Consider the following 23,554-nt stretch of genomic DNA (forward strand, 5'->3'; position numbering starts at 1 on the left):
GTCGGTGGATCTCCGGCCGGCCCGGGCACGTGTCCGTCAGATGTCCAGGAACCGCACGTCCTTGGCGTTGCGCTGGATGAACGACCGGCGCGCCTCGACGTCCTCGCCCATCAGAACGCTGAACAGCTCGTCCGCGGTGGCGGCGTCGTCGAGCGTGACCTGGCGCAGCGTACGGGTGGCCGGGTTCATCGTGGTCTCCCACAGCTCCGGGTAGTTCATCTCGCCGAGGCCCTTGAACCGCTGGATGTCGTCCGGCTTGGCGTTGGCCTTCTTCTGCTGGCGCAGCGCGATCAGCCCGTCGCGCTCCCGGTCGGAGTACGCGTACTGGGCGTCGTCGCCCTTCTTGTTCCACTTGATCTTGTAGAGCGGAGGGGCGGCCAGGTAGACGTGGCCCAGCTCGACGAGCGGTCGCATGAAGCGGAACAGCAGGGTGAGCAGCAGCGTCTGGATGTGCTGGCCGTCCACGTCCGCGTCGGCCATCAGCACCACCTTGTGGTAGCGCAGCTTCTCCATGTCGAAGTCGTCGTGGATGCCGGTGCCGAGCGCGGTGATCAGCGCCTGCACCTCGTTGTTCTTCAGCACCCGGTCGATCCGGGCCTTCTCCACGTTCAGGATCTTGCCGCGGATCGGCAGGATCGCCTGGGTACGCGGGTCACGCCCCTGCTTGGCCGAGCCGCCGGCCGAGTCGCCCTCGACGATGAAGACCTCGGACTCGCGCGGGTCGGTGGACTGGCAGTCGGCCAGCTTGCCCGGCATCGAGCCGGACTCCAGCAGCGACTTGCGCCGGGCCAGCTTGCGCGCCTGCTGCGCGGCGATGCGGGCCCGGGCGGCCTGGGACGCCTTGGTGATGATGATCTTCGCCTCGGCGGGGTTGCGGTCGAACCAGTCGACAAGCGACTCGTTGCAGACCCGCTGGACGAAGCCCTTGACCGGGGTGTTGCCCAGCTTGGTCTTGGTCTGCCCCTCGAACTGCGGGTCGGTCAATTTGACCGAGATGATCGCGGCCAGACCCTCGCGGATGTCCTCACCGGAGAGCCGCTCGTCGCCCTTGAGCAGCTTCTTCTCCGCGCCGTAGCGGTTGACCACGCTGGTCAACGCGGCCCGGAAGCCCTCCTCGTGGGTGCCGCCCTCGTGGGTGTTGATGTTGTTGGCGAAGGTGTAGACCGACTCGCCGTACGACTCGTTCCACTGCATGGCGATCTCGACCGACATGCCGGTCTCCTCGGCGCCGAACTCGACCACCGTCTTGTGGATCGGGCTCTTCGACGCGTTGAGGTGCCGGACGAAGTCGGCGATGCCGCCGTCGTAGTGGAACGTGACCTCGCGGGGCTTGCCCTCCTCGTCCTCCGGCACCCGCTCGTCCAGCAGGTGGATGGTGAGGCCGCGGGTGAGGAAGGCCATCTCCTGGAGGCGTCGGTAGATGGTGTGGAAGTCGAAGTCGACGGTCTCGAAGACGTCCGGGTCGGGCCAGAAGGAGACCGCGGAACCGGTCCGATCGGTCGCCTCGCCCTTCTCCAGCGGGGTCGGCTTCGACTGGTTGTAGCGCTGCCGCCAGACGAAGCCGTCCTTGTGGATCTCCACGGCCATCCGGCTGGAGAGCGCGTTGACCACCGAGACGCCGACGCCGTGCAGGCCGCCGGAGACCGCGTACGCCTTGCCGTCGAACTTGCCGCCCGCGTGCAGCACGGTCAGTGCGACCTCGACACCCGGCTTCTTCAGCTTGGGGTGCAGGTCGACCGGGAAGCCCCGGCCGTTGTCGGTGACCCGGACGCCCCCGTCGGCCAGCAGCACCACGTCGATGGTGTCGCAGTAGCCGGCCAGCGCCTCGTCCACCGCGTTGTCGACGACCTCCCACACCAGGTGGTGCAGACCGCGCTCGCCGGTGGACCCGATGTACATACCGGGCCGCTTCCGGACCGCTTCCAGGCCCTCCAGCACGGTGATGGACTCGGCGCCGTACTTCTTGTTGTCCTCCGCTGCCACGCTCGGCCACTTTCTCGCACCGGCCGCGCGTGGGCGCGGGGCGCGGGTTCGGCGGACAGGACACGACGTCGGCGTGCCCGGGCCGTGCCCGGGATCACCAGGTCACGGATCGGGTACGCCGGGCGCCGCGGTTGCCCGCGGATCGCGATCGGCTCGGACCCGATGCGGCACAATGATCAAGGGCCCTGGGGGCCCATGTCGATCGCTCCGTGCCGGGTCTTTCGTCTCGCCCCCAATCTTACTGTGCGCAGCCGACCAAACCGCCACTCGGCACCCCTGGAGAGGCGGCTGAGAATGCCGTAGCCGGACGAACCTCGCTGCCCGCGACTCCCCCTACACGCCACCGGCACCCGCCGTGCCATCGGCCACCGCGACCGGTCCGGGCCGCCGGGTCGGTGATCGGCGGTTCGCGGGCCGGGGGTCGCGGTGGAACGCGACGTGCCGTACCTTTTGCGGCGCCGCCGTTGCGGTCTTGATCTTTCGCGCCCGGACCGGGGACCATCGCCTGGATGGTCCGACAGACGCTTGGTGAGAGGTGACGCCAGATGGGGCTGGACAACGTCGCGGTGCACTGGCCGCGTACCGGCCGCTTCTACGATCCGGTCGCGCCGGCTGAGTTCGTGGACTTCGGCGAAATCGTGGACATGCCACGCATCTCCGCCCCGACCGCCGCGCTCGCCGAGTTGATCGCGAAGACCGGCACGGTGCGGGCGACCGCGTACACCGAACTGGTCGACCTGATCCTCGGGCTGGAGAATGTGCTCTACGCCACGGAGAACGCGGCCGAGGACGAGGACCCGGTGATCGACCCGGACGGCTGCGCCTGGATCGCCGAGGGCGTGGAGAAGTTCATCGCCCGGCACCGGCCGTACGGCGAGGCGGTCACGTTCGAGTCGGTCAGCGAGGTGCTGCGCGCGCTGCTCGGCGACGGGCGGCTGGCCGAGCAGCAGCTCCGCTGGCTGGAGAGCCGGCTCGACAAGCTGCGCGACGACAGCGGTGATCCGCCGCAGTGGAACTTCACCTGCGCCGAGCTGAGCGTGCTGGCCGCGTTCTACCGGCGCTGCGCGGAGCGGGGCTTCGCGGTCTACGCCGACGTGTAGCAGCCGCTCGGGTCAGCCGTAGGTGTCCCGGGGGCCACGGCCGCGTACCCGCCGGGGGCCGCGCGACCAGGACGGCGCGGCCGGGCCGTGGATGTGCAGCTTGCGCACCACGTTGTGGCCGACCTCGCTGGCGATCTGCTTGAGCAGCGAGCCGGCCAGCAGCCGCAACTGGGTGGCCCAGGCCGTCGAGCGGGCCTCCACGGTCAGCTCGCCGTTCTCCAGCTTCACCGGGCGGCTGTGCTGGGCGACCTCCGCGCCGACCACCTTCTCCCACGCGCCGAAGACGGTCGCCTCGGCCGCCGGCTGCTGCCAGCCCCGCGCCTTGACCAGCTTGTCGAGCACCGCGCCGAGCGGCTGCGGGTCACGCGGATCCGGGCCGGGCCCGGAGTAGCCGCGCAGCCGCTTCTCACCGTCGCCACGGACCGCGCTGCGTCGTCGGGGGCCGGCCGCGGCCTGGCGCCGGGCCTTCGCCGCGTCCAGCACCGCTCGGGCCAGCTCCGGCCCGGCCGTGCCCTCCGTCGCCGGGCCCGGTTCGCCGTCCGCCGGCTTCCCGGGGGTACGCGCGGAAGGCTCGCCCCGGCCGCCACGTGCCGCCGTCGCGCCGTCGCGTCCCGGCCCCAGTCGGGCCGGCGGGAGCCGGACCTCGTCGTCATCCGGCACGTCGCACCGTCCCCTCGCCAACCGTGTAACGGGCACCGCGCAGCGTCACCGGCACGTCGTCGTCCACCGCGCAGGTGACCAGGAGCTGGCTGGCGCCGCCGACCAGCTCGGCCAGGCGTTCCCGCCGGCCGGTGTCCAGCTCGGCGAAGACGTCGTCGAGCACCAGCACCGGCTCGATCCCGTCGGCGCGCAGCAGGTCGTACCCGGCCAGCCGCAGCGCCAGCGCGTAGGACCAGGACTCGCCATGGCTGGCGTACCCCTTGACCGGCAGCGGGCCGAGGGTGAGGGCCAGGTCGTCACGGTGCGGACCGACCAGCGTGGTGCCGCGTTCGATCTCGGCGGCGCGGCCCGCGGCGAGCGCGGCGGTCAGCGCCTCGGCCAGCGCCGGCCGGTCGGCGGCCGGTTCGGGCAGGTCGACCGACGGCCGGTAGGTGATCCCGGCCGCACCCCGGCCGGCCGCCACCGCGTCGTACGCCTTGGCGACGTGCGGGGTGAGCGCGGCGACCAGTTCCAGCCGGCCGGCGAGCAGGTCGGCCCCGTGCTGCGCGAGGTGGGCGTCCCACACGGTGAGCGTGGACAGGTCACCGCCACGGGAGCCGCCGGTCTTGCGGGCCAGGTACGCGGAACGCAGCAGCGCGTTGCGCTGCTTCACCACCCGCTCGTAGTCGGCGCGGACACCGGCGTAGCGGGGTTGGCGGCTGACCAGCAGGTCGTCCAGGTAGCGGCGGCGTTCGCCCGGGTCACCGCGGACGAGTTCCAGGTCCTCCGGCGCGAAGAGCACCAGCCGCAGCGCGCCGAGCACGTCCCGGGCGCGGCGGGCCGGGGAACGGCCGAGCCGGGCCCGGTTCGCCTTGCCCGGCACGATCTCCAGCTCGACGAGCAGTTCCCGGCCGTCGTGCACCACCGCGCAGCGGATCACCGCCGAGGTGGCGCCCATCCGGACCAGCGGGGCGTCCGTGGCGACCCGGTGCGAGTCCAGGGTCGCCACGTAGCCCAACGCCTCGACCAGGTTGGTCTTGCCGACGCCGTTGGCGCCGACGAGCACGCTCGGACCCGGCTCCAGGTCGACGCCGACCCGCTCGTACGAGCGGAAGTCGACCAGTTCGAGCCGGCGGACGTACACAGGCTGTGGACGCCGGTCAGCGCTTGTGGACGGCGTGCCCGCCGAACTGCTGGCGCAGCGCGGCGACGGCCTTCAGGGCGGGTGATTCGTCCTGCCGGGAGGCGAACCGGGCGAACAGCGCGGCGGTGATCACGTTGAGCGGCACGGCGAGCCGGACCGCCTCGTCGACCGTCCACCGGCCCTCGCCGGTGTCCTCGGTGTAGTCGCTCAGCTCGGCCAGCTCCGGGTCCTCGTCGAGGGCCCGGTCGAGCAGGTCGAGCAGCCAGGACTGGACGACGGTGCCCTTGCGCCACGACTTGACCACACCGGGGACGTTCGTCACCAGTTCGGACGCCGAGAGCAGCTCGAAGCCCTCCGCGTAGGCGTGCATCAGGCCGTACTCGATGCCGTTGTGCACCATCTTGGCGTAGTGGCCGGCGCCGACCGGGCCGGCGTGCACGAAGCCGAAATCGCCCTCGGGCCGGAGCGCGTCGAAGATCGGCATGAGCCGGTCGACGTGCTCCTGCGCGCCGCCGACCATCAGGCCGTAGCCGTTCTGCCGGCCCCAGACGCCGCCGGAGACGCCGACGTCGACGTAGCCGATGCCGTGCTCGTTGAGCCGCTCGGCGCGCGGGGCGTCGTCGCTGAACCGGGAGTTGCCGCCGTCGATGATGATGTCGCCCTCGCCGAGCACACCGGCGAGCTCGTCGATGGTGGCGTCGGTGACGCCGGCCGGGACCATCACCCAGATGGCGCGCGGTGCGTCGAGCTTCTCGGCCAGCTCCGCGAGGCTCGCGGCGTCGCTGAGCTCGGGGTTGCGGTCGTAGCCGACCACCTCGTGCCCGGCGGCGCGCAGCCGTTCGCGCATGTTGCCGCCCATCCGGCCGAGTCCTACCAGGCCGAGCTGCATGTGCTGCTACCTCCGTACGTCAGGGTGGTGCTGCCGGCGATCAGCGGGAGACGCGGATCGGCATGATGAGGTACCGGTACCCCGGAATGACCTCGCCATCCTCGCCGGCCGGAGAAAGGACCGCGGGCTTGAAGGCGTCGACGAACCGCAGCAGGACGTGCTGGGCACCCAGGTTGGACAGGCCGTCGATCAGGTACTGCGGGTTGAAGCCGATGGTGAGCGGGTCACCGCTGAAGGTGGCCTCCATGGCCTCGCTGGCCCGGGCCTCCTCGGTGCCGCCGGCCTCCACGACCAGGCCGTCGGCGCTGAAGCTGAGCAGCACCGGGGTGGTGCGCTCGGCGACCAGCGCCACCCGCTTGACCACCTCGATGAGGGTGGCGACCGCGACCCGGGCCTCGGCGTTGTGGTCGGCCGGGAACAGCGAGCGCACCGGCGGGTAGTTGGCACCGTCGAGCAGGCGGCTGGTGGTCCGGCGGGTGCCGCCGGAGAAGCCGATCATGCCTTCGCCGGCGCCGCCGGCGGAGAGCGCCATGGTGACGTGCCCGCCGAGCGGGCCGAGCGCCTTCGCGGTGTCGTTCAGCGTGCGGGCCGGCACCAGCGCGTTGAGGCTGATCTCCGGGTCGTCCGGGTGCCACTCCATCTCGCGCAGCGCGAGACGGTAGCGGTCGGTGGCGAGCATGGCCATGGTGCCGCCGGACAGCTCGATCCGGACGCCGGTCATCATCGGCAGCGTCTCGTCGCGGCCGGCGGCCACGGCCACCTGGGCCACGGCGGCGGCGAAGGCGGCGGCGTCGACGGTGCCGGCGCTCTCCGGCATCTCCGGCAGGGTCGGGTAGTCCTCCACCGGCATGGTGGGCAGCGTGAACCGGGCGCTGCCGCAGACCAGCTCCAGGTGGGAGCCGACGGCGGCGATGTCCACCGGCTTGGCCGGCAGCGCCTTGGTGATCTCGGCGAGCAGTCGACCGGAGACCAGTGCCGCGCCGTCCGCGTCACCCTGCACCTCGACGGTCACCTGACTGGAGACCTCGTAGTCGAAGCCGGAGACCTGGAGGTTGCCGTCGGTCACCCGGAGCATCACCCCGGCCAACACCGGCACGGAGGGTCGGTTGGGCAGGCTCTTGGCGGTCCACGCGACCGCCTCGGCGAGCGCGTCGCGCTCCACTCGGAACTTCATCAATGCCTCCGCGTCGACGTCAGCGACAACTCTCTCATGCCGACCGCTGCCACCCGTCCCGCCCGACCGTGCGGGTACCCATCGCACCTTAGGGCGCGTGGGCATCGGCTGTGCGCCCGACCCCGTGGATCCAGGTGCCCGGCCGACTGCCGACGGCAGCGCTGCGGCCCGATCCACAGGAAGTCCAACGGTGATGATTGGTTTTTGTTGTTTAGAAGAGATAACTCATCGTCTTCATCGCACCTGTGCAAACTGTGGAGAACCGGCGTCTGCCCAGGTCAGACACGTTTTCCACAGGTGGGTTCCCGGTGGATAACCCGGGGTACAACCCGGGTCCCGGTCCACAGGCCCCGCCGGCCGCCGGGTTTTCCACCGCTGTCCACCGGTTGTCCACCGGTAATCCACCGGTTTTCTCCCCAGCGCTGTGGACAACGCTGACGGCCCGAACCCCCGTCGTCCCCAGAACCTTCAACAGGATCCCCACAGGCAGGCCGTCGTCGGTGGACAACGTGGCCGTCGTCCCCAGGCGTCCACAGGCTCGTCCCCAGGAGTTGTCCACAGTCTGTGGGTAACCGGCCGGGTGCACAGGGTGGTTTTCCACCGCCTGTGACACAGGGGATGTGGACAACCGGTACGAGCTGTGGACAACCACGACGCCGATTCTGGGCCCTCTACCGGGTCGAGGGTCAACCGGCGGCGTCCACGGGCGGCCCGGGGCTGTCGACGCGGCACCCGACGGGCACGAAGAAGCCCGGCCGGGAACGTCGTCCGGCCGGGCTGTCGTGACGGGTACGAGACGAGCGTCTCAGGTGTTCTGCTTGATCCGGTTCGTCAGCTCGGCGATCTGGTTGTAGAGCGAACGCCGCTCCGCCATCTGCTGCCGGATCTTGCGGTCGGCGTGCATCACCGTGGTGTGGTCGCGTCCGCCGAACGCCTGGCCGATCCGGGGCAGCGACAGGTCGGTCAGCTCGCGGCACAGGTACATGGCCACCTGGCGGGCGTTGACGAGCACCCGGGACCGGGAATGACCGCGCAGGTCCTCCAGGCTCACCCCGAAGTACTCGGAGGTCGAGACCATGATCTGGTCCGCGGTGATCTCCGGGCCGGCGCCGTCCGGGATGAAGTCGCGCAGCACCTCCTCGGCCAGCGACAGCTCGACCGAGGACCGGGTGAGGCTGGCGAACGCGGTGACCCGGATCAACGCGCCCTCGAGTTCCCGGATCGAGTTCGACACCCGGGAGGCGATGAACTCCAGCACGTCCGGCGGGGCGTAGAGCCGCTCCTGTGCCGCCTTCTTCTGCAGGATCGCGATCCGGGTCTCCAGGTCGGGCGGCTGGATGTCGGCGAGCAGGCCCCACTCGAACCGGGTCCGGAGCCGGTCCTCCAACGTCGCCAGCTGCTTCGGCGAGCGGTCGGAGGTGATCACGATCTGCTTGTTGGCGTTGTGCAGCGTGTTGAAGGTGTGGAAGAACTCCTCCTGCGTCCGTTCCCGGTTCTCCAGGAACTGGATGTCGTCGATCAGGAGGATGTCCACGTCCCGGTAGCGGCGCTGGAACGCGCTGGTCTTGTCGTCCCGCAACGAGTTGATGAAGTCGTTGGTGAACTCCTCGGTCGAGACGTACCGGACCGAGCGGGCGTTGCCCAACGTGGTGGCGTAGTGCCCGATGGCGTGCAGCAGGTGGGTCTTGCCCAGCCCGGAGCTGCCGTAGATGAACAGCGGGTTGTACGCCTTGGCCGGCGACTCGGCCACCGCCACGCTCGCCGCGTGCGCGAAGCGGTTGGACGAGCCGATGACGAACGTCTCGAACATGTACTTCGGGTTGAGCCGGTTGCCGCCGCTCTCCACGCCGGGCAGCCGTCGGTCGGCCTGCCCGCCCGGCCGGTGGTGATCGGGGGCACTGCGGCCGGGGCCGTTGTCGGTGGCACCACGGCCCGGACCGTTGTCGGTGGCGCCGCGCCCCGGACCGTTGTCGGTGACACCGTCACGGGGCAGTCCGCGCAGCGGCGGGGAGTCGACCGGCCCCGGGGCCTCCCGGTAGCGGGGCTCGTACCCACCCCGGTCCGGGGCGGTCGGCTCCAGGTCGGGGCGGTCGTCGAAGGACCGGCGGTCGGGGGCGGCGCGCAGCGGCTCGGCGAACGCGGCGCCGAAGAGCGTGTCCTGTCCGTCCCGGCCGGCGGGAATCAGGTGCGGCCGGCCGCCGTCCGCGTTCCGCTGCCGTGGCGCGGGCTCCTCCATCGGATGCTCCGGCCGGGCGTCCGCCGCGTACTGGGGCTCCGGGCGGGGCGCGGGGTAGGCGGACTCGGGGGGCGGGCCCGCCCGGTCGAATCCGGGGAGCAGACCGACCGCGCCGTCCCGGTCGGGAAGTGGTTCCGGGCCGCTGCGGTACACCGTGCCGCCCGGTCGTCCGCTCGGGTCTTCGGCGACCCGTACGGTGACGGCCACCTGGATCGGCCGGCCGAGCCGGCGGCTCAACGCCTCGGTGATGGCCGGGCGGAGCCGGGACTCGATCACGTCGCGGGTGAACGCGTCCGGCACGGAGAGCAGCGCGGTGTCCTCGACGATCGCGCGGAGCCGGGTGAGCCGGAGGTACGCCCGCTGCTGGGCGGAGATGATCTCGTCGGCGAGTTCCTCGGTGGCCGCCGCCCACACCGCGGCAAGGTCTGTCGCTCCGGTCACCGTCGTGCCACCCCCTCGCCTGATCCTCACGCCCGCCCGGACGGCTGACCGGTCGTCATCCACAAGTTATCCACAGCCTGTGTACCGACCGATTGTGGCCGCCCACCGGACGCGGGTCGGACCTGCCCCCTGATTGGCGGAGGCGCTGAAGCGGGTTCACCGTGCCGAACGATTCAACAGCTTGTCCGGTCTTGCCGGTCGGCGACAAACCCGGGCACCCGACGCCGACCGCAATCGCGCACGCTAACAGCGCGGACCCCGCGCCATCAACCGCCGACACCCTTGAGGCGGTGACGACCGCACCGGAAACGACCCCGTCGGCCGCCGTCGCGGCGCAGGTCGGGGCCGGGCGGGAAGGGTTTGACGGTCATTGCGGTGCTGCGTAGGCTGGAGCGGATGCTCTCTCGCCCTCTGCTAGGGTGATGGATGCTCGTTGCCCGCGGTCACCTCCCAGCACCACCGGAGGCCGGTTCGCCGGGCAGCGTCGATCAGCGGTCACCGTCGAGGTGATCGGGACCAGCACAGGACCCCGGGCGATCCGCCGCGCGGGGCGTACGACAACGGAGAGCCTGACGTGAGCAAGCGCACCTACCAGCCGAACAACCGCCGGCGCGCGAAGACCCACGGCTTCCGGCTGCGCATGCGCACCCGTGCCGGCCGCGCCATCCTTTCGACCCGTCGCGCCAAGGGCCGCACCCGCCTGGCGGCCTGAGGCCGACCGGTCCGGGGACGTGGGCAGTCGTGCTGGCCGCCGCACAGCGACTGCGGCGCAGTAGCGACTTCGCCGCAGCGGTTCGTGGTGGCCGACGCGTCGGCCGTGGCGCCGTCGTGGTCCACCTGACGCTCCCCGACCCGACCGAGTCCACCGCGACACCTTCGCCGGAGCCGGCGCGGAGCAGCGGTGCGGAGATCTCCGCACCCCGCCGCGCCGGCTTCGTCGTGTCCAAGGCCGTCGGCGGCGCGGTGGTGCGCAACAAGGTCCGCCGCCGGCTGCGGCACCTGGTCCGGGAACGCCTGGCCGAGCTGCCCGCCGGCACCACCCTGGTGGTACGCGCCCTGCCCCCGGCCGCCGACGCGGCGTACGCCCGACTCGGGGCCGACCTGGACGCCGCGCTCGCCGCCGCACGGGCCCCCCGGGGACGGCGGTCGCGATGAACGGCGGCACCACGACCCCCTCGCCGACAACCGGTGCCCGCATGCTGCTGGTACCCATCATCGCGTACCGTCGGTGGATAAGTCCGGCACTGCCGGCCCGCTGCCGGTTCTACCCGTCGTGCAGTGCCTACGCCGTGGAGGCGGTGTCCCGGCACGGCGCGTTGCGGGGAGCCTGGCTGACGGTCCGGCGGCTGTCGCGCTGCCACCCCTTTCACCCAGGTGGACACGACCCGGTGCCGGAGCCGGGCGGTCGCCGCCGTGCCGACGTGACTGGAGCCTGAGAATTGAGTCTCGACTGGATCTACTACGCGATCTCGTGGATCCTGCTGACCTGGCACTCGGCCTGGGACGCCATCGGGGTGCCGGTCGGCGCGGTCATCGGCACGAACTGGGCCTGGATCCTCGCCATCATCTTCCTGGTGGTGACGGTCCGGGTGATCCTGTTCCCGGTCTTCGTCAAGCAGATCAAGTCGCAACGGGCCATGCAGGCGCTCCAGCCGAAGGTGAAGGAGCTCCAGGAGAAGCACAAGGGTGACCGGGAGACGCTCCAGAAGGAGATGATGGAGCTCTACCGGAAGGAAAAGGCCAACCCGCTGATGGGCTGCCTTCCGATGTTCCTCCAGATCCCGGTCTTCCTGGGCCTGTTCCACACCCTGCGGCGGCTCAACCCGGACAAGAGCGAGTCCGGCAAGACCCTGTACGGCTGGACCGTTGACCAGTTCAACAGCGCCGCCAGCGCGAAATTGTTCAACGCCCCGATCGCCGGCAAGTTCGGCTCGACGGCCGAAGAGTTGACCCGGCTCGGATCGAGCGGCTCCACCGTCAAGGTCGTGGCCGGCATCCTGGTGATTATCATGATCGCCACGACCTACCTCACCAGCCGGCAGATGATCCTCAAGACCGGCTGGGCGGAGGACCCGCAGCAGCGCATGGTGCAGCGGCTGATGCTCTACGGCATCCCGGTCTCGCTGCTGGTCTCGGGCTCGATCTTCCCGATCGGTGTGATCATCTACTGGGTCACCAACAACCTCTTCACGCTCGGCCAGCAGCAGTGGGTGCTGCGGAAGTTCCCGCCGCTGGTGCCGCCGAAGAAGGCCACCGCCACCGCCGGCAAGACCGCCGCCCAGCCGGCCAAGACCAGTGGCCTGTTCGGTCGCAAGGCCGCCCCGCCGGTGGCCAAGGCCCCGGCCGCCGCGCCGAAGGTGGCCGGTCCGAAGCCGGGCGCCAAGCCGACCAACCCGAAGAAGGGCGGCAGCCGCCCTGCCAAGCGGCAGGGCTGAGCCGCACCGGGCCGCCGCCGCGACCCCGGTGGCGGCCCTCCGGACCCGAGCAGCACCCGAGGAGTCGGCGCCGGGCCGGAACCGCCGCGCGACGCGCGGTCACGGGCGACACTGGCCCGTACGGACGTGCCCGAGGGGCATCCGGCGAACCTCCCGCCGGCCCCCGGGAGACAAGCGGACCTCGACGGTCCGGCCGAGCGAGTACGGAGATGAGACCCGTGACCGACACCAGCATCCCCAGCGCCGACCAGTCCGTGGACGAGGAGATCCCCGCGGCTGCCGCCACCGAGACCGACGAGGGCACGGCCGGGACCCGGGAGAAGAAGGCCCCGGCCGACAGCGACCTGTTCCGGCAGAGCGAGATCGCCGCCGACTACGTCGAGGGCCTGCTGGACATCCTCGACTACGACGGCGACATCGACGAGTTGGTCTCCGGTGGCCGGCCCGTCGTCGAGGTGGTCGGCGGTCGACTGCAGAACCTGGTCGGCCAGCGTGGCGCCACCCTGGAGGCACTTCAGGAGCTGGCCCGCCTGGCGGTGTTCCGGCAGACCGGCACGCCGAGCCGCCTGCTGCTGGACGTCGGTGGCTACCGGGCCGCCCGGCGTAAGGAACTGGCCGCGGTCGCCAAGAACGCGGTCGAGAAGGTCAAGGAGCACGGCGAGCCGGTGCGCCTGGAGCCGATGTCGGCGTTCGAGCGCAAGTGCGTGCACGACGTGGTCAACGCGATGAGCGGCGTGGAGAGCGAGTCCGAAGGCGTGGAGCCGAACCGCCGCATCGTCGTCCGGCCGGTTGCGGACTGAGGTCAGTGGCCTCCGACGACACGACGGCGGACGCCGTGGCCGGCCCGGGTGGTACGCCACCCGGGCCGCCGGCTGTGCGGCCCGAAACGACCCCCGACCCGTTCCGCTCCGACGAGGACCGGGCGGCTGATCCGGCGTACGCGCCCGGGGCAGCGGTCGATCCCGAGTTCTCCGGCGGCACCACGACGGTGGACGGCGTCGAGCCGACCGCCGCCACCGAGGTGACACCGTCCTTCTCCGGTGACGTGCCGGCAGTGGCCGAACCCGTCGACGCCGAAGCTCCGGCCGGGACGGTCGACCCGTTCTTCGCCGAACCGGACGTGGTGGCGGTGCCGGCCTTCGCGGATCCGGCGACCCCTCCCGAGCCGTCCATGGCGGACGGGCCCGTCGCGGGTGCCGCGCCCGACCCGGCCGACGCCACGTTGCCGCCGGAGTTGGCGGAGGCCGCGCGCGCACTCTTCGGCGACCGGCTCGACCTTGCTGCCGCGTACGCCGAACTCCTGGCCACCGAGGGCGTGCTCCGGGGCCTGATCGGGCCCCGCGAGACGCCCCGGCTCTGGGACCGGCACCTGCTCAACTGCGCCGTGGTGGCGGAGCGGATCCCGGCGGACGCCCGCGTGATCGACGTCGGTTCCGGTGCCGGGCTCCCCGGCCTGGTGCTGGCGATCGCCCGTCCGGATCTCACCGTGACCCTTGTCGAACCGCTCGCCCGGCGGGTCGCCTTCCTGGTGGAAGCGGTGCAGCGTCTCGGCCTGACCCGGTCCGTCCGGGTGTTCCGAGGGCGGGCCGACGAGGCGGCGGCCGGTTCCCGGGACCGCGATCCGCTCTCCGCCGACATCGTCACCGCACGGGCCGTGGCCCCGCTGGACCGGCTCGCCGGTTGGTGCCTCCCGCTGACCGTGCCGGGCGGCCGGTTGCTGGCGCTCAAGGGCGCCTCCGCGGCCGAGGAGATCGCCGAGCACGCCGATGCGGTGATCCGGCTCGGCGGCGGGGAGCCCACGCTGCACCGGTGCGGGACCGGATTGATCGAACCGGCGGCAACTGTGGTCGAGGTGGTCCGGGAACGGGTGGTCAACCCGAAGAAGCCGAAGGCGAAGCGCTCGCGTGGCGGTCGCCGACGCGGCGACCGTAACCGGGATCGCTGAGCGGAGCAGCTTTCCGAATGCCCCACGGGTCGTTGGACCCGTGGGGCGTGACCGGATCGATCACAACCCGACATGGACCCGCCACGCCCGTCGGCCGTAGGCTGACCGCGCGTCGATAGTGTGGAGCGGCGGTGCCGGGCGGCACCCGACCCGATCGACGGTGCGGACCGACCATCCGGAGCGGGTAGGGATGACAGGTGCATGACGACGGCAGGTACGACGAGCCACGGCTGACCGGCGCCGGCGGGCGAGCCCCGGACGGTTCCGTTTCACGTGAAACCAGCTACCAGGAATGGGCGGTGAACGATTCCCGTGACACCTCGCCGCCTTCTCCGGTCGGCCCGGCCCACCGGCCGGAGGCGTCGGTGGCGGGCGCTCTCCGGCCGGTCTCGTCCGCACCGGCCAACGTCCCACCGGCCCGCGAACCGCACGACCCGAGCGACGGCCCGGTGAACGCCCCGTCCCCGCGGCCGGCATCGGTGCGGGCGAACGTCGCGATCCCCGCCCGTTACGAACCACAACCGCCGGTCTCCGCCGTACCGCACCAGCCCGTCCCGGACCCGGTGTCGGCCGACACGCCACCGGTCGCCGGATACGGGGACGAGGCCGCGGCCGACACGTACGTTTCACGTGAAACCCCGACGCGCGAAGAGGATGACCCACCGTTGGCTATGGAGGCGATGCGCGCCGTGCAGATCCTGAATCCCAGTGGCGAGGTCAACATGCCCCGCCCCGACCGGACCCGGGTGATGTGCGTCGCCAACCAGAAGGGTGGCGTGGGCAAGACCACCACCACCGTGAACCTGGCGGTGGCGCTCGCGCTGCACGGCAACCGCGTGCTCGTGGTCGACCTCGACCCGCAGGGCAACGCGTCCACCGGGCTGAACGTGCCACACCACACCGGTGTGCCGGACGTCTACGACTGCCTCATCGACAGCGTGCCGCTGGAGGAGGTGGCCCAGGCGGTCGAGGGCATCCCCAACCTGTGGTGCGTGCCGGCGACCATCGACCTGGCCGGTGCCGAGATCGAGCTGGTCTCGGTGGTCGCCCGGGAGTCCCGCCTGTCGCGCGCCATCGAGGCGTACCCGGGCCATTTCGACTACGTCTTCATCGACTGCCCGCCCTCGCTCGGCCTGCTGACCGTCAACGCGTTGGTGGCCGCGCAGGAGGTGCTGATCCCCATCCAGTGCGAGTACTACGCGCTGGAGGGGCTCAACCAGCTGATCAACAACATCAACCTGGTACGCCAGCACCTCAACCCGAAGCTCGACGTCTCCACCATCCTGTTGACCATGTACGACCGGCGTACTCGGCTGGCCGACGCGGTGGAGCAGGACGTCCGGAACCACTTCGGGGACAAGGTGCTCCAGGCCGTCATCCCCCGCAACGTGCGTGTCTCCGAGGCACCGAGCTACGGCCAGTCGGTCATGACCTACGATCCCGGTTCGCGGGGTGCCACGAGCTACTTCGAGGCCGCCCAGGAGATCGCCGAACGAGGGGTCAAGGAGCCGGTGAGCCGGAATGCGTAGTGCGGAGAAGTCGCTGGGAGGCGTCGCATGAAGAACCGTCCCCGCGGCGGTCTGGGCCGAGGGCTCGGCGCCCTCATCCCCACCGGGCCGGCGCCGGGCGTCGCCCCGCCGGAGGCCGATGAGGCATCCGTCCCGACGGTGGCCACCCCGGCTTCTCCCGTCGCGGACCCGCCCCCCACCGGGGCCGGCGCGGTCCTCGACCGTGGCAAGCCGGCCGCCGAGCCGGAGTTCGAGCTGAGCCCGGTGCCGGGTGCGCGCTTCGCCGAGATTCCGGTCGACAGCATCGTGCCGAACCCGAAGCAGCCGCGGCACGTCTTCGATGAGGAGGCGTTGGAGGAGCTGAAGACCTCGATCCAGGAGGTCGGCTTCCTTCAGCCGATCGTCGTCCGGCAGCTCGACGGCGAGAAGTACGAACTCGTCATGGGTGAGCGGCGCTGGCGTGCCGCCCAGGCGGTCGGCCGGGAGAGCATTCCCGCGATCGTCCGGGAGACCAAGGACGACGCGATGCTCCGGGACGCGCTGCTGGAGAACATCCACCGCGCCAACCTGAACCCGCTCGAAGAGGCGGCGGCCTACCAGCAGTTGCTGGAGGAGTTCGGTGCCACCCACGAGGAACTGGCACGCCGGATCGGCCGCAGCCGACCGCAGATCTCCAACACCATTCGCCTGATGAACCTCCCCGGGGCCGTGCAGCGGCGGGTCGCCGCCGGAGTGCTCTCCGCCGGCCATGCCCGGGCGCTGCTCAGCCTCGACGACGGTGAGGCCCAGGAGAAGCTCGCCACGCGGATCGTCGCCGAGGGCATATCGGTACGCGGCACCGAGGAGTTGGTGGCTCTGGCGCTGGCTGAGGGGCCGGCAAAGCCCCCTGCGGCCAAGCGACGGGCCAAGGCGCATGCTCCCGCGCTCTCCGATCTCGCCGACCGGCTCGCCGACCGCTTCGACACTCGCGTGAAGGTCGACATCGGCCGGAGCAAGGGCAAGATCACGATCGAGTTCGCGACCGTCGACGACCTGGAGCGGATCGTCGGCATCATCGGCGTGGGCCAGGAGGAGCAGCCCGAGGAGTGACTCACTGCTCGACCCGACCGGCCGCATTCCCGTTGAGGGGTGCGGCCGGTGGCGTTCCGGCAGCCTTCCACCGCTGCGGTTCGCCCCACGGTGCTGCCTCGCACCCGTGTCGGTCCTCCGACGTGCTGTGCCTCGCACCCGTTGTCGTTCGTCGGACGTGATGCGTCCCGACCGCTGGGTCACCAGGGCGTGCTGCGCTGCCACCGTTGCCGTTCGCTGGTCGTGCCGCGCTCGACACGAGGACCGTCGACCGCTGGCGCCACCTGCCATAAGGCACGCCGTGCCGGGCCGGCGTGGGGCCGTGAAGCGGTAGGGCCAGCGGTGTGGTTTCACGTGAAACGGCATGGGCCTGTCAGGGCCCGCAAGAGCGGTCCCCATCCGCCTTGATGGTCTCGACCCGAATAGGCGCGTCTTTGGCCTGCGGGGGCGGGAGCGGTGTCCTTGCGCTTGCTCATCGCACGCGAATGAGCCGTGGCGACGGCGGCTTGTTTGTCGCCGGCGTTGCTCGGTCGTCTCCTCTCACGGACAGAGGCTCGCCGTGCCGCTGAGCCGATCTGCCTCGACCCGGCTGATCATCGGCCTTGCCCTCCGTGCTGTCCCGTCACGGCATGTGCGTGCGCCCGGGCCCTCACCCGATCGATCTCCGGGCGGGCCTCGCGATGCTGTCCATGACGGCATGCACGGCGCGACAGGCCGGGTGCGCGGTCAACGTGCGCGGCTTCGGGAACGGCGCGTCGAAAGGCAGCCGTCCCGCAGCCCTCGCGGCGATCCCCACCACAGCCTGGCTCAGTCACCGGCGCGGCCTGACCGAGTCACCGGCGCAGCACCCAGCGGTTCCGGTGACGCGCGACGGCAGAGGCGAGGGCCGCGCTCATGCCGCACATACCTTCCGGCCTCGTGCGCGGGCCGGCGACTTCGGAATGAGTTCTCCGCCCGGGGCAGATGCGGTGCCGTTCCTACGGACCGCTGAGGGGCCCGAGCAGATCCGACCGCGCGGTGCGGCCGGGCCCGGGGCGCTTCAGGCGTGAGCCGGCCCGGTGGGACGAGTTCGGTCGCCGGTCGGCGTCTGCGGCAGTGCGAGCCCACCCGCAGCGCTCCGGACCCGGCGGATCCCCGTAGCCCGTTTCACGTGAAACGGGAGAGGGTCGCATCCAACCGAGCGCCTCTTCCAGGGCTGAACCGCGACCGGGTAGCCCGCGCAGCCAGGAATCATGGAGTGCTCCGTTTCACGTGAAACGAGCCAGCCCATGCGGCGGGACTGAGCCCCGTTGAGCCGCTGCGTCAGAGCCCTCCGCTCGTTGAACGGAAGGGTCACGGGGAAGCCTCATGGCCGCAGAAGTTATCCACAGCGGTTGTCCACAGGCTCACTCCGTTTCACGTGAAACAACACCCGGAAACCCTTGCTGAGCTGTGGATGACGCACTGTGGTGGTGATCTCGGCGGCCTGTGGACAACGTGGTGGACAACGCGCTGTGGATCGTCGAAGCGGGCTCGACTCCGGTGGGAACGGGGAGGGACAGGCGTCGCCAACTCCGTTAGGGTCAGCGTCGTGCAGGACACCCCTCCCTCAGTCCCGGACTTCACCCAGTGGCCCTCCTTCCCCTTCGAGGGCGATCTTCGCGTCAAGCAGCTCGACGATCCCGTGCCGGTCGAACCTCCCCGTCGGGGCGAGGAGGACCGGGAGTGCACCGCCTGCAACGCGCCTGACGAGGCGTACATCTGGGTCGGTGAGCGGTGGCGGGTCCGCACCATGGACCGGCCCACCGGCCTGCCGATGGTTCTGATCCTGGAGTCCCGCTCCCACCTGGACCTTGGTGACCTGCCGAACCTGCTCGCCGCCGAACTGGGGGTGATGACCGTCCGGCTGGAGCGGGCCATCCGCTCGCTGGACGGGGTCGCCCGGGTGCACGTCAACCGCTGGGGCGACGGGTCGGCGCACCTGCACATGTGGTTCCTGGCCCGCCCGTACGGGCGGCTGCAACTGCGGGGCACGTTCCTGTCGCTGTGGGACTCGATCCTGCCGCCGATCTCCGAGGAGCAGTGGCGGGAGAACCTCGCCATGGTGGCGGCGTGGCTCGCCGAGTTCGGTGGCCGACCGCTCGCCGAGCCGCCGCGCATCCGGTGGCAGGCCCCGTCGAGCCTCTCCTCGCCGGCGCCGGCGGACACCACCGAGGAACCCGACGAGGAGACGGCGTCGGTGATCGAAGCGGCGGACGAGATCCCGGAGGTCGAGCCGGTGGGGTCGGCCGACGACGCCGCCGATGACACGCCTTCCGTGCACACGCCGGACGGCGGCCCTCGCGACGGGGATGGCGAGACCGCGACCGGCGACGCCGGGCCCACGGCGTCGGACGGCGACGCGGAGCCGGCGACAGGAACGGCCGGTCCGAACCGGGAGTGAAAGTGGTGGCGCCGGTCGGGTCAGCTCAGCGGCGCGCGGCGGCCCGGCCCACCAGTGAGCCCAGGACGCGACCGAAGTCGAGCCCGGCCGCCTGGATCGCCAGCGGCAGCAGTGAGGTCTCCGTCATGCCCGGCGAGACGTTGACCTCCAGCACGTGCGGCCGGCCCTCCGCGTCGACAATCAGGTCGACGCGGGACACGTCCCGCAGGCCGAGCGCCGTGTGCGCGGCGAGCGCCACGTCGGTCACCTGCGCGGTCGTGGCGGCGTCGAGCCGGGCGGGCGCGTGCCAGGTGGTGCGCCCCGCCGTGTAGCGGGCCGCGTAGTCGTAGACGCCGTTGCGGGGCACGATCTCGACCGGGGGCAGGGCCTGCGGGCCGTCGCCCAGGTCGAGCACGGACACCGCCACGTCCATGCCGGGCACGTAGCGCTCCACCAGCGCCGTCTGGTCGTACGCGAAACAGCCGACCATCGCGGCCGGCAGCGACGCGGCGTCCCGGACCACGGCGGCGCCCAGCCCGGAACCGCCCTGCGCCGGCTTGACCATCAACGGCAGCCCGAGGCGGTCGACGATCCGGTCCAGGACGGCGACCGCGCCCAGCTCGGAGAAGCGGTCGTGCGGCAGCGCCACCCAGTCGGGCGTGGGGATGCCGGCCTCGCGCAGGACGGCCTTGGCGGACGGCTTGTCCCAGGCCAGCCGGGAGGAGCGGGCGTCGCAACCGACGTAGGGCACGTCACACAGGTCGAGCACGCCGCGCAGCGAGCCGTCCTCGCCGGTGGCGCCGTGCAGGGCGATGACCACCGCGTCCGGCGGGTCGGCGGCCAGCGCGGGCAGCAGCGCGACGTCGGCGTCCCGCAGCTCCGCCTGCACGCCGACCGCGCGCAGCGCGTCCAGCACGCGACGGCCGGACCGCAGGGAGACGTCCCGCTCGTAGGAGAGACCGCCGGCGAGCACGAGCACGTGCAGCTCGTCGGCGGAGGATCCGGTCACAGGTGTCGGTGCGGCGGGGGTGACGGCCATGCCGGCATCATGCCAAGTCGGGGCCGGGCGCGTCGGAGCCGCCCTGACGTCGGCGTGGCCCGGCGTTGCCGACCGCTCCGAAGACCTTCCGCATGGCGATCTCCTGCTCCATCACGCCGGCCAGCCGGCGCACGCCCTCCCGAATCCGCTCCGGCGGCGGGAAGGAGTAGTTGAGCCGCATGTTGGACGTGCCCGTCCCGTCGGCGTAGAAGCCGGTGCCGGGCACGTACGCGACCCGGGCGGCGACGGCCCGCGGCATCATCGCCTTGGCGTCCAGCCCGTCCGGCAGGGTGGCCCACACGAAGAGGCCACCGGTCGGGGTGGTCCAGGTGGTGCCGGCCGGCATCAGGTCGGTCAGCGCGCCGAGCAGCGCGTCCCGACGCTCGCGGTAGACCTCCCGGTAGGTCTTGAGCTGCTCCCGCCACGGCATGGTGCCGAGGTACGTCGAGACGGCGGACTGCGCGAAGACGCTGGGGCAGAGGATCTGCGCCTCGCTGGCGATGACCAGCTTGTCGCGCACCGCGTGCGGGGCGAGGATCCAGCCCACCCGCAGGCCGGGGGCGAACGTCTTGGAGAAGGTGCTCAGGTAGAAGACCCCGTCGCGCCGCCGGGCCCGCAACGGCGCCGGCGCCTCGCCTTCGAAACCGAGCTGACCGTACGGGTCGTCCTCCACCACGAGCAGGCCGGCGCGCTCGCAGATGTCGAGCACCCGTTCGCGCCGCTCCTCGCTCAACGTCACGCCGGCCGGGTTCTGGTACGTCGGGATGGTGTAGAGGAACTTCACCCGCCGGCCGGCCCGGGCCAGGTCGGCGATGGCCACCTCCAGCGCCTCCGGGATCAGGCCCTGGTCGTCCATCGGCACGTGGGTCACCTGCGCCTGGGCGGCCTGGAACACCCCGAGCGCGCCGACGTAGGTCGGGCCCTCGGCGAGCACCACGTCACCCGGGTCCAGGAAGAGGCGGGCCACCAGGTCGAGCGCCTGCTGCCCGCCGACGGTCACCACCACGTCCTCCGGGGAGGCCCCGCAGGAGGCGTCGATCCCGGAGAGGGCCATCACCTCGCAGATCCGTTCGCGCAGCTCCAGGGTGCCCTGGCCGATGCCGTACTGGAGGGTGGTGGCGCCGTGCTCGGCGCCGAGCCGGCCGAGCATCTCGCCCACCGCGTCGAGCGGCAGCGCGGCGATGTAGGGCGCTCCGCCGGCGAGCGAGACGACCTCCGGCCGGCTGGCGACCGCGAAGAGCGCCCGGATCTCGGAGGCGGTCATCCCCCGGACGCGGCGGGCGTACCGGTCGGTGTAGTCGTCGAGCGTCGTGCCGGTCATGACATCACCTCGGTCGGGTGTCGGCGGGGCTGCCGCCCGGTGTGGTACCCGCGATGCCGGCATCCAATGGCGGCGCGCGGCCGATTGGTCGATCGTAGTCCCTGGTGACCGGCGCGGAACCCGCCGTGTGGACACGTCCACATCCCGGACTCCCGGGTCCGTCGCCCGGGTGGGCGTTCGCGCGTCCCCTCCCGCGTCGGCGGGCGGAAGCGTACGATCGCTCGTCGGGAGCAGGAGGGCGGCGGGACACCGCGGTGACCGACGCTCCGAGATTGTTGGTGGGGTGCGCTCATGTCGCGACGTCTGGTCAGCCTGACGCTTGACACCCTGGAGGACCTTCCCCGATCCTGCCGGCGGTGCGTCTACTGGGAGCTGGATCCGGTCTCCGCGGAGCGGGCCTGCGCGGCCGGCGACCCGGGCCTGGAGAAGGAGGCGTGGGTCTCCCAGACGCTGCTGGAGTGGGGCTCCTGCGGCAAGTTGGTCTACGTCGACGGCATGCCGGCCGGTTTCGTCATGTACGCCCCGCCGGCGTACGTCCCGCGTTCGATGGCGTTTCCGACGTCGCCGGTCTCGGCGGACGCGGCGCTGCTGATGACCGCGCACGTGGTGCCCGCGTTCGCCGACGGCGGTCTGGGCCGGATGCTGGTGCAGGGCGTGGCGCGGGACCTCACCAAGCGCGGCATCAAGGCCATCGAGGCGTTCGGCGACGCCAAGTTCGGTGACGAGCCGGACGGCCCCACCCGGGCGTGTGTCGCGCCGGCCGACTTCTTCCTCTCGGTGGGCTTCAAGACGGTCCGCCCGCACCCCCGTTACCCGCGCCTGCGGCTGGAGCTGCGCACGGCGCTGAGCTGGAAGTCCGACGTCGAGTACGCGTTGGAGAAGCTGCTCGGCTCGATGAGCCCGGAGACGCTGCTGCGGCCGGTGCGGCCGGCTCCGGCCACCCGCTCGACGAGCTGACCGGGCTCAGTCGACCACGGTGCCGGCGGCCACGATCGCCCGCAGCTCGCTGACGTCGATCGAGCCGGTCGGCACGTCCCGTTCGATCGGCAGGTACATCCGCTGCACCCCGGCCACGATCGCCTCGACCACCCGGTCGCGGAAGCGCGGGTCGATCAGCCGGCCCCGGTCGGTGGGGGAGGTCAGGTAGCCCACCTCGACGCGGACCGCGGGCATCCGGGTGAGCCGGAGCAGGTCCCACGCCTTGGCGTGGGTGCGGCAGTCGCGCAGCCCGGTGCGGGCCACGATCTCCCGCTGCACCAGCCCGGCCAGGCGCTCCCCGGTGGCCGAGGTGACGCCGTTGTCGGTGCCGTAGTGGTAGGTGGCGACGCCGTCGGCCTCCGGGTTGGCGTGCCCGTCGGTGTGCAGCGAGATGAACACGTCCGCGCCGAGCGAGTTGGCGAGCTGGGCCCGGTCCGCGTCCGGCAGGCAGGTCGGGGACGACGGGCCCCGGGTGAGCTGCACCCGTACGCCGGCCGCCGCGAGCCGCCCCTCCAGCCGGCTGGCGAGGTCGTGCACGAGGTCCGCCTCGGTCCAACGCAGCGAGCCGTCGGGCACCACCACTCCGCTGTCGGTGCCGCCGTGGCCCGGATCGATCACCACGGTCCGGCCGACGAGCGTCGGCCCGGCCTGGCGGATGGCGTCGGACTCGCGTAGCCACTGCGGGCGCCCGCCGACCACCTTGCGGCCGAGCCGGCGCAGCGCGTTGACGGTGTGCGGGCCGCACGACCCGTCCGGCTTCAGCCCCATCTCGCGTTGGAACTGGGCCACCGCGCGGGAGGTGCGGATGCCGTAGATGGCGTCGGCGCGGCCCACGTCGTACCCCATCTCCAGCAGGCGTTCCTGGAGCGAACGGACGTCCTCACCGGTCAGTGGCTCGGGCACCGCGTGGTAGAGCGCGCGGGCGCCGAACCGCCAGCGGGCCGCGTCCAGCGCCCGCCAGGTCTCCGCGCCCACCCGCCCGTCGACGCTGAGGCCGCGGGACTGCTGGAAGGCGCGGACCGCGCGTTCCGTCGCGGCGTCGTAGTCGTCGGCGCGGCCGTCGGTGGGCAGCAGTTCCAGGCCGGCGAGCACGGTTCGGATCTCGGCCACCGCGGGGCCCCGGTCACCGGGTCGGATCGGACGCACGACGACCCCCTCTGCACGGGCGCTGGCGGAGGCGGTAGCTCCGACGGACGCTTACGGAGCGTACCGTGGCCGGTTACCTGGCGGGTTCGGGTTCGCGCAGGTCAGGA

20 protein-coding genes are annotated in these 23,554 nt (G+C 71.8%); 11 read left to right on the top strand and 9 right to left on the bottom strand.

Going from position 1 to position 23,554, the window contains the following annotated elements:
• Positions 1-36 precede the first annotated feature (36 nt).
• Positions 37-1,983, bottom strand: a complete 1,947-nt coding sequence (gene gyrB, locus TPA0908_RS01410) for a DNA topoisomerase (ATP-hydrolyzing) subunit B (RefSeq protein ID WP_281933901.1) — start codon at positions 1,981-1,983, stop codon at positions 37-39.
• A gap of 545 nt (positions 1,984-2,528) precedes the next feature.
• On the opposite strand from gyrB, the gene TPA0908_RS01415 reads away from it, so the two are divergent.
• Positions 2,529-3,083, top strand: a complete 555-nt coding sequence (locus tag TPA0908_RS01415) for a hypothetical protein (protein ID WP_281933903.1) — start codon at positions 2,529-2,531, stop codon at positions 3,081-3,083.
• Between the two features lie 12 nt (positions 3,084-3,095).
• On the opposite strand, the gene TPA0908_RS01420 is transcribed toward TPA0908_RS01415, so the two are convergent.
• From TPA0908_RS01420 to dnaA, 5 genes are all read right to left on the bottom strand, one after another.
• Complete coding sequence (locus TPA0908_RS01420) at positions 3,096-3,743, bottom strand: DUF721 domain-containing protein (protein WP_281933905.1); 648 nt, start codon at positions 3,741-3,743, stop codon at positions 3,096-3,098.
• Complete coding sequence (gene recF, locus TPA0908_RS01425) at positions 3,733-4,866, bottom strand: DNA replication/repair protein RecF (protein ID WP_281933907.1); 1,134 nt, start codon at positions 4,864-4,866, stop codon at positions 3,733-3,735. Before recF ends, TPA0908_RS01420 begins: the two co-directional genes overlap by 11 nt.
• Positions 4,867-4,882: 16 nt before the next feature.
• Entirely contained in the window at positions 4,883-5,755 is an 873-nt protein-coding gene (gene gnd / locus TPA0908_RS01430; RefSeq protein WP_281933909.1) for a phosphogluconate dehydrogenase (NAD(+)-dependent, decarboxylating), read from the bottom strand.
• Positions 5,756-5,795: 40 nt separating this feature from the next.
• Positions 5,796-6,929 (bottom strand): DNA polymerase III subunit beta, encoded by a 1,134-nt coding sequence (gene dnaN, locus TPA0908_RS01435; protein ID WP_281933910.1) that lies wholly within the window; start codon positions 6,927-6,929, stop codon positions 5,796-5,798.
• A gap of 805 nt (positions 6,930-7,734) precedes the next feature.
• Positions 7,735-9,606 (bottom strand): chromosomal replication initiator protein DnaA, encoded by a 1,872-nt coding sequence (gene dnaA, locus TPA0908_RS01440; RefSeq protein WP_281933911.1) that lies wholly within the window; start codon positions 9,604-9,606, stop codon positions 7,735-7,737.
• A 574-nt stretch (positions 9,607-10,180) separates the two neighbouring features.
• Here dnaA and rpmH point away from each other — a divergent pair.
• The 9 genes from rpmH (at position 10,181) to TPA0908_RS01485 (ending at position 18,984) form a co-directional block, all read left to right on the top strand.
• Positions 10,181-10,318, top strand: a complete 138-nt coding sequence (gene rpmH / locus TPA0908_RS01445; RefSeq protein ID WP_091061882.1) for a 50S ribosomal protein L34 — start codon at positions 10,181-10,183, stop codon at positions 10,316-10,318.
• A 29-nt stretch (positions 10,319-10,347) separates the two neighbouring features.
• The gene (gene rnpA, locus TPA0908_RS01450) at positions 10,348-10,761 is read left to right on the top strand and encodes a ribonuclease P protein component (RefSeq protein ID WP_281933914.1); all 414 of its coding nucleotides are present in this window, start codon (positions 10,348-10,350) and stop codon (positions 10,759-10,761) included.
• Positions 10,762-10,802: 41 nt separating this feature from the next.
• A complete protein-coding gene (gene yidD / locus TPA0908_RS01455) occupies positions 10,803-11,042 on the top strand; it encodes a membrane protein insertion efficiency factor YidD (protein WP_233220212.1) in 240 nt (79 codons plus the stop codon).
• A gap of 3 nt (positions 11,043-11,045) precedes the next feature.
• Positions 11,046-12,041 carry a membrane protein insertase YidC gene (gene yidC / locus TPA0908_RS01460; RefSeq protein WP_281933919.1) on the top strand — a complete coding sequence of 332 codons (996 nt, stop codon included), beginning with the start codon at positions 11,046-11,048 and terminating at the stop codon, positions 12,039-12,041.
• Positions 12,042-12,250: 209 nt separating this feature from the next.
• On the top strand, positions 12,251-12,841 hold the full coding sequence (locus TPA0908_RS01465) for a Jag family protein (RefSeq protein ID WP_281933921.1): 591 nt from the start codon (positions 12,251-12,253) through the stop codon (positions 12,839-12,841).
• Positions 12,842-13,212: 371 nt separating this feature from the next.
• Positions 13,213-13,986, top strand: coding sequence for a 16S rRNA (guanine(527)-N(7))-methyltransferase RsmG (rsmG, locus tag TPA0908_RS01470; protein WP_281934633.1), 774 nt, complete (start codon positions 13,213-13,215; stop codon positions 13,984-13,986).
• 197 nt (positions 13,987-14,183) lie between these two features.
• A complete protein-coding gene (locus tag TPA0908_RS01475; protein ID WP_281933923.1) occupies positions 14,184-15,515 on the top strand; it encodes a ParA family protein in 1,332 nt (443 codons plus the stop codon).
• A 27-nt stretch (positions 15,516-15,542) separates the two neighbouring features.
• Positions 15,543-16,583, top strand: a complete 1,041-nt coding sequence (locus tag TPA0908_RS01480; protein ID WP_281933925.1) for a ParB/RepB/Spo0J family partition protein — start codon at positions 15,543-15,545, stop codon at positions 16,581-16,583.
• Between the two features lie 1,549 nt (positions 16,584-18,132).
• Positions 18,133-18,984, top strand: a complete 852-nt coding sequence (locus TPA0908_RS01485) for a hypothetical protein (protein WP_308447798.1) — start codon at positions 18,133-18,135, stop codon at positions 18,982-18,984.
• 25 nt (positions 18,985-19,009) lie between these two features.
• Here TPA0908_RS01485 and TPA0908_RS01490 read toward each other — a convergent pair whose 3' ends face one another.
• Together TPA0908_RS01490 and TPA0908_RS01495 are read right to left on the bottom strand one after the other, a co-directional pair.
• A complete protein-coding gene (locus tag TPA0908_RS01490) occupies positions 19,010-20,002 on the bottom strand; it encodes a D-alanine--D-alanine ligase family protein (protein ID WP_281933927.1) in 993 nt (330 codons plus the stop codon).
• 7 nt (positions 20,003-20,009) lie between these two features.
• Positions 20,010-21,323 carry an aminotransferase-like domain-containing protein gene (locus TPA0908_RS01495; RefSeq protein WP_281933929.1) on the bottom strand — a complete coding sequence of 438 codons (1,314 nt, stop codon included), beginning with the start codon at positions 21,321-21,323 and terminating at the stop codon, positions 20,010-20,012.
• Positions 21,324-21,614: 291 nt separating this feature from the next.
• Between TPA0908_RS01495 and TPA0908_RS01500 the strand changes: the two genes are divergently transcribed.
• Entirely contained in the window at positions 21,615-22,280 is a 666-nt protein-coding gene (locus TPA0908_RS01500; RefSeq protein ID WP_107161981.1) for a GNAT family N-acetyltransferase, read from the top strand.
• Between the two features lie 6 nt (positions 22,281-22,286).
• Here the strand turns inward: TPA0908_RS01500 and TPA0908_RS01505 are convergent, their stop codons facing one another.
• On the bottom strand, positions 22,287-23,447 hold the full coding sequence (locus TPA0908_RS01505) for an N-acetylmuramoyl-L-alanine amidase (RefSeq protein WP_281933933.1): 1,161 nt from the start codon (positions 23,445-23,447) through the stop codon (positions 22,287-22,289).
• Positions 23,448-23,554 lie beyond the last annotated feature (107 nt).

The organism is Micromonospora sp. AKA38 (assembly GCF_027925725.1).
Classification (GTDB): Bacteria; Actinomycetota; Actinomycetes; order Mycobacteriales; family Micromonosporaceae; genus Micromonospora.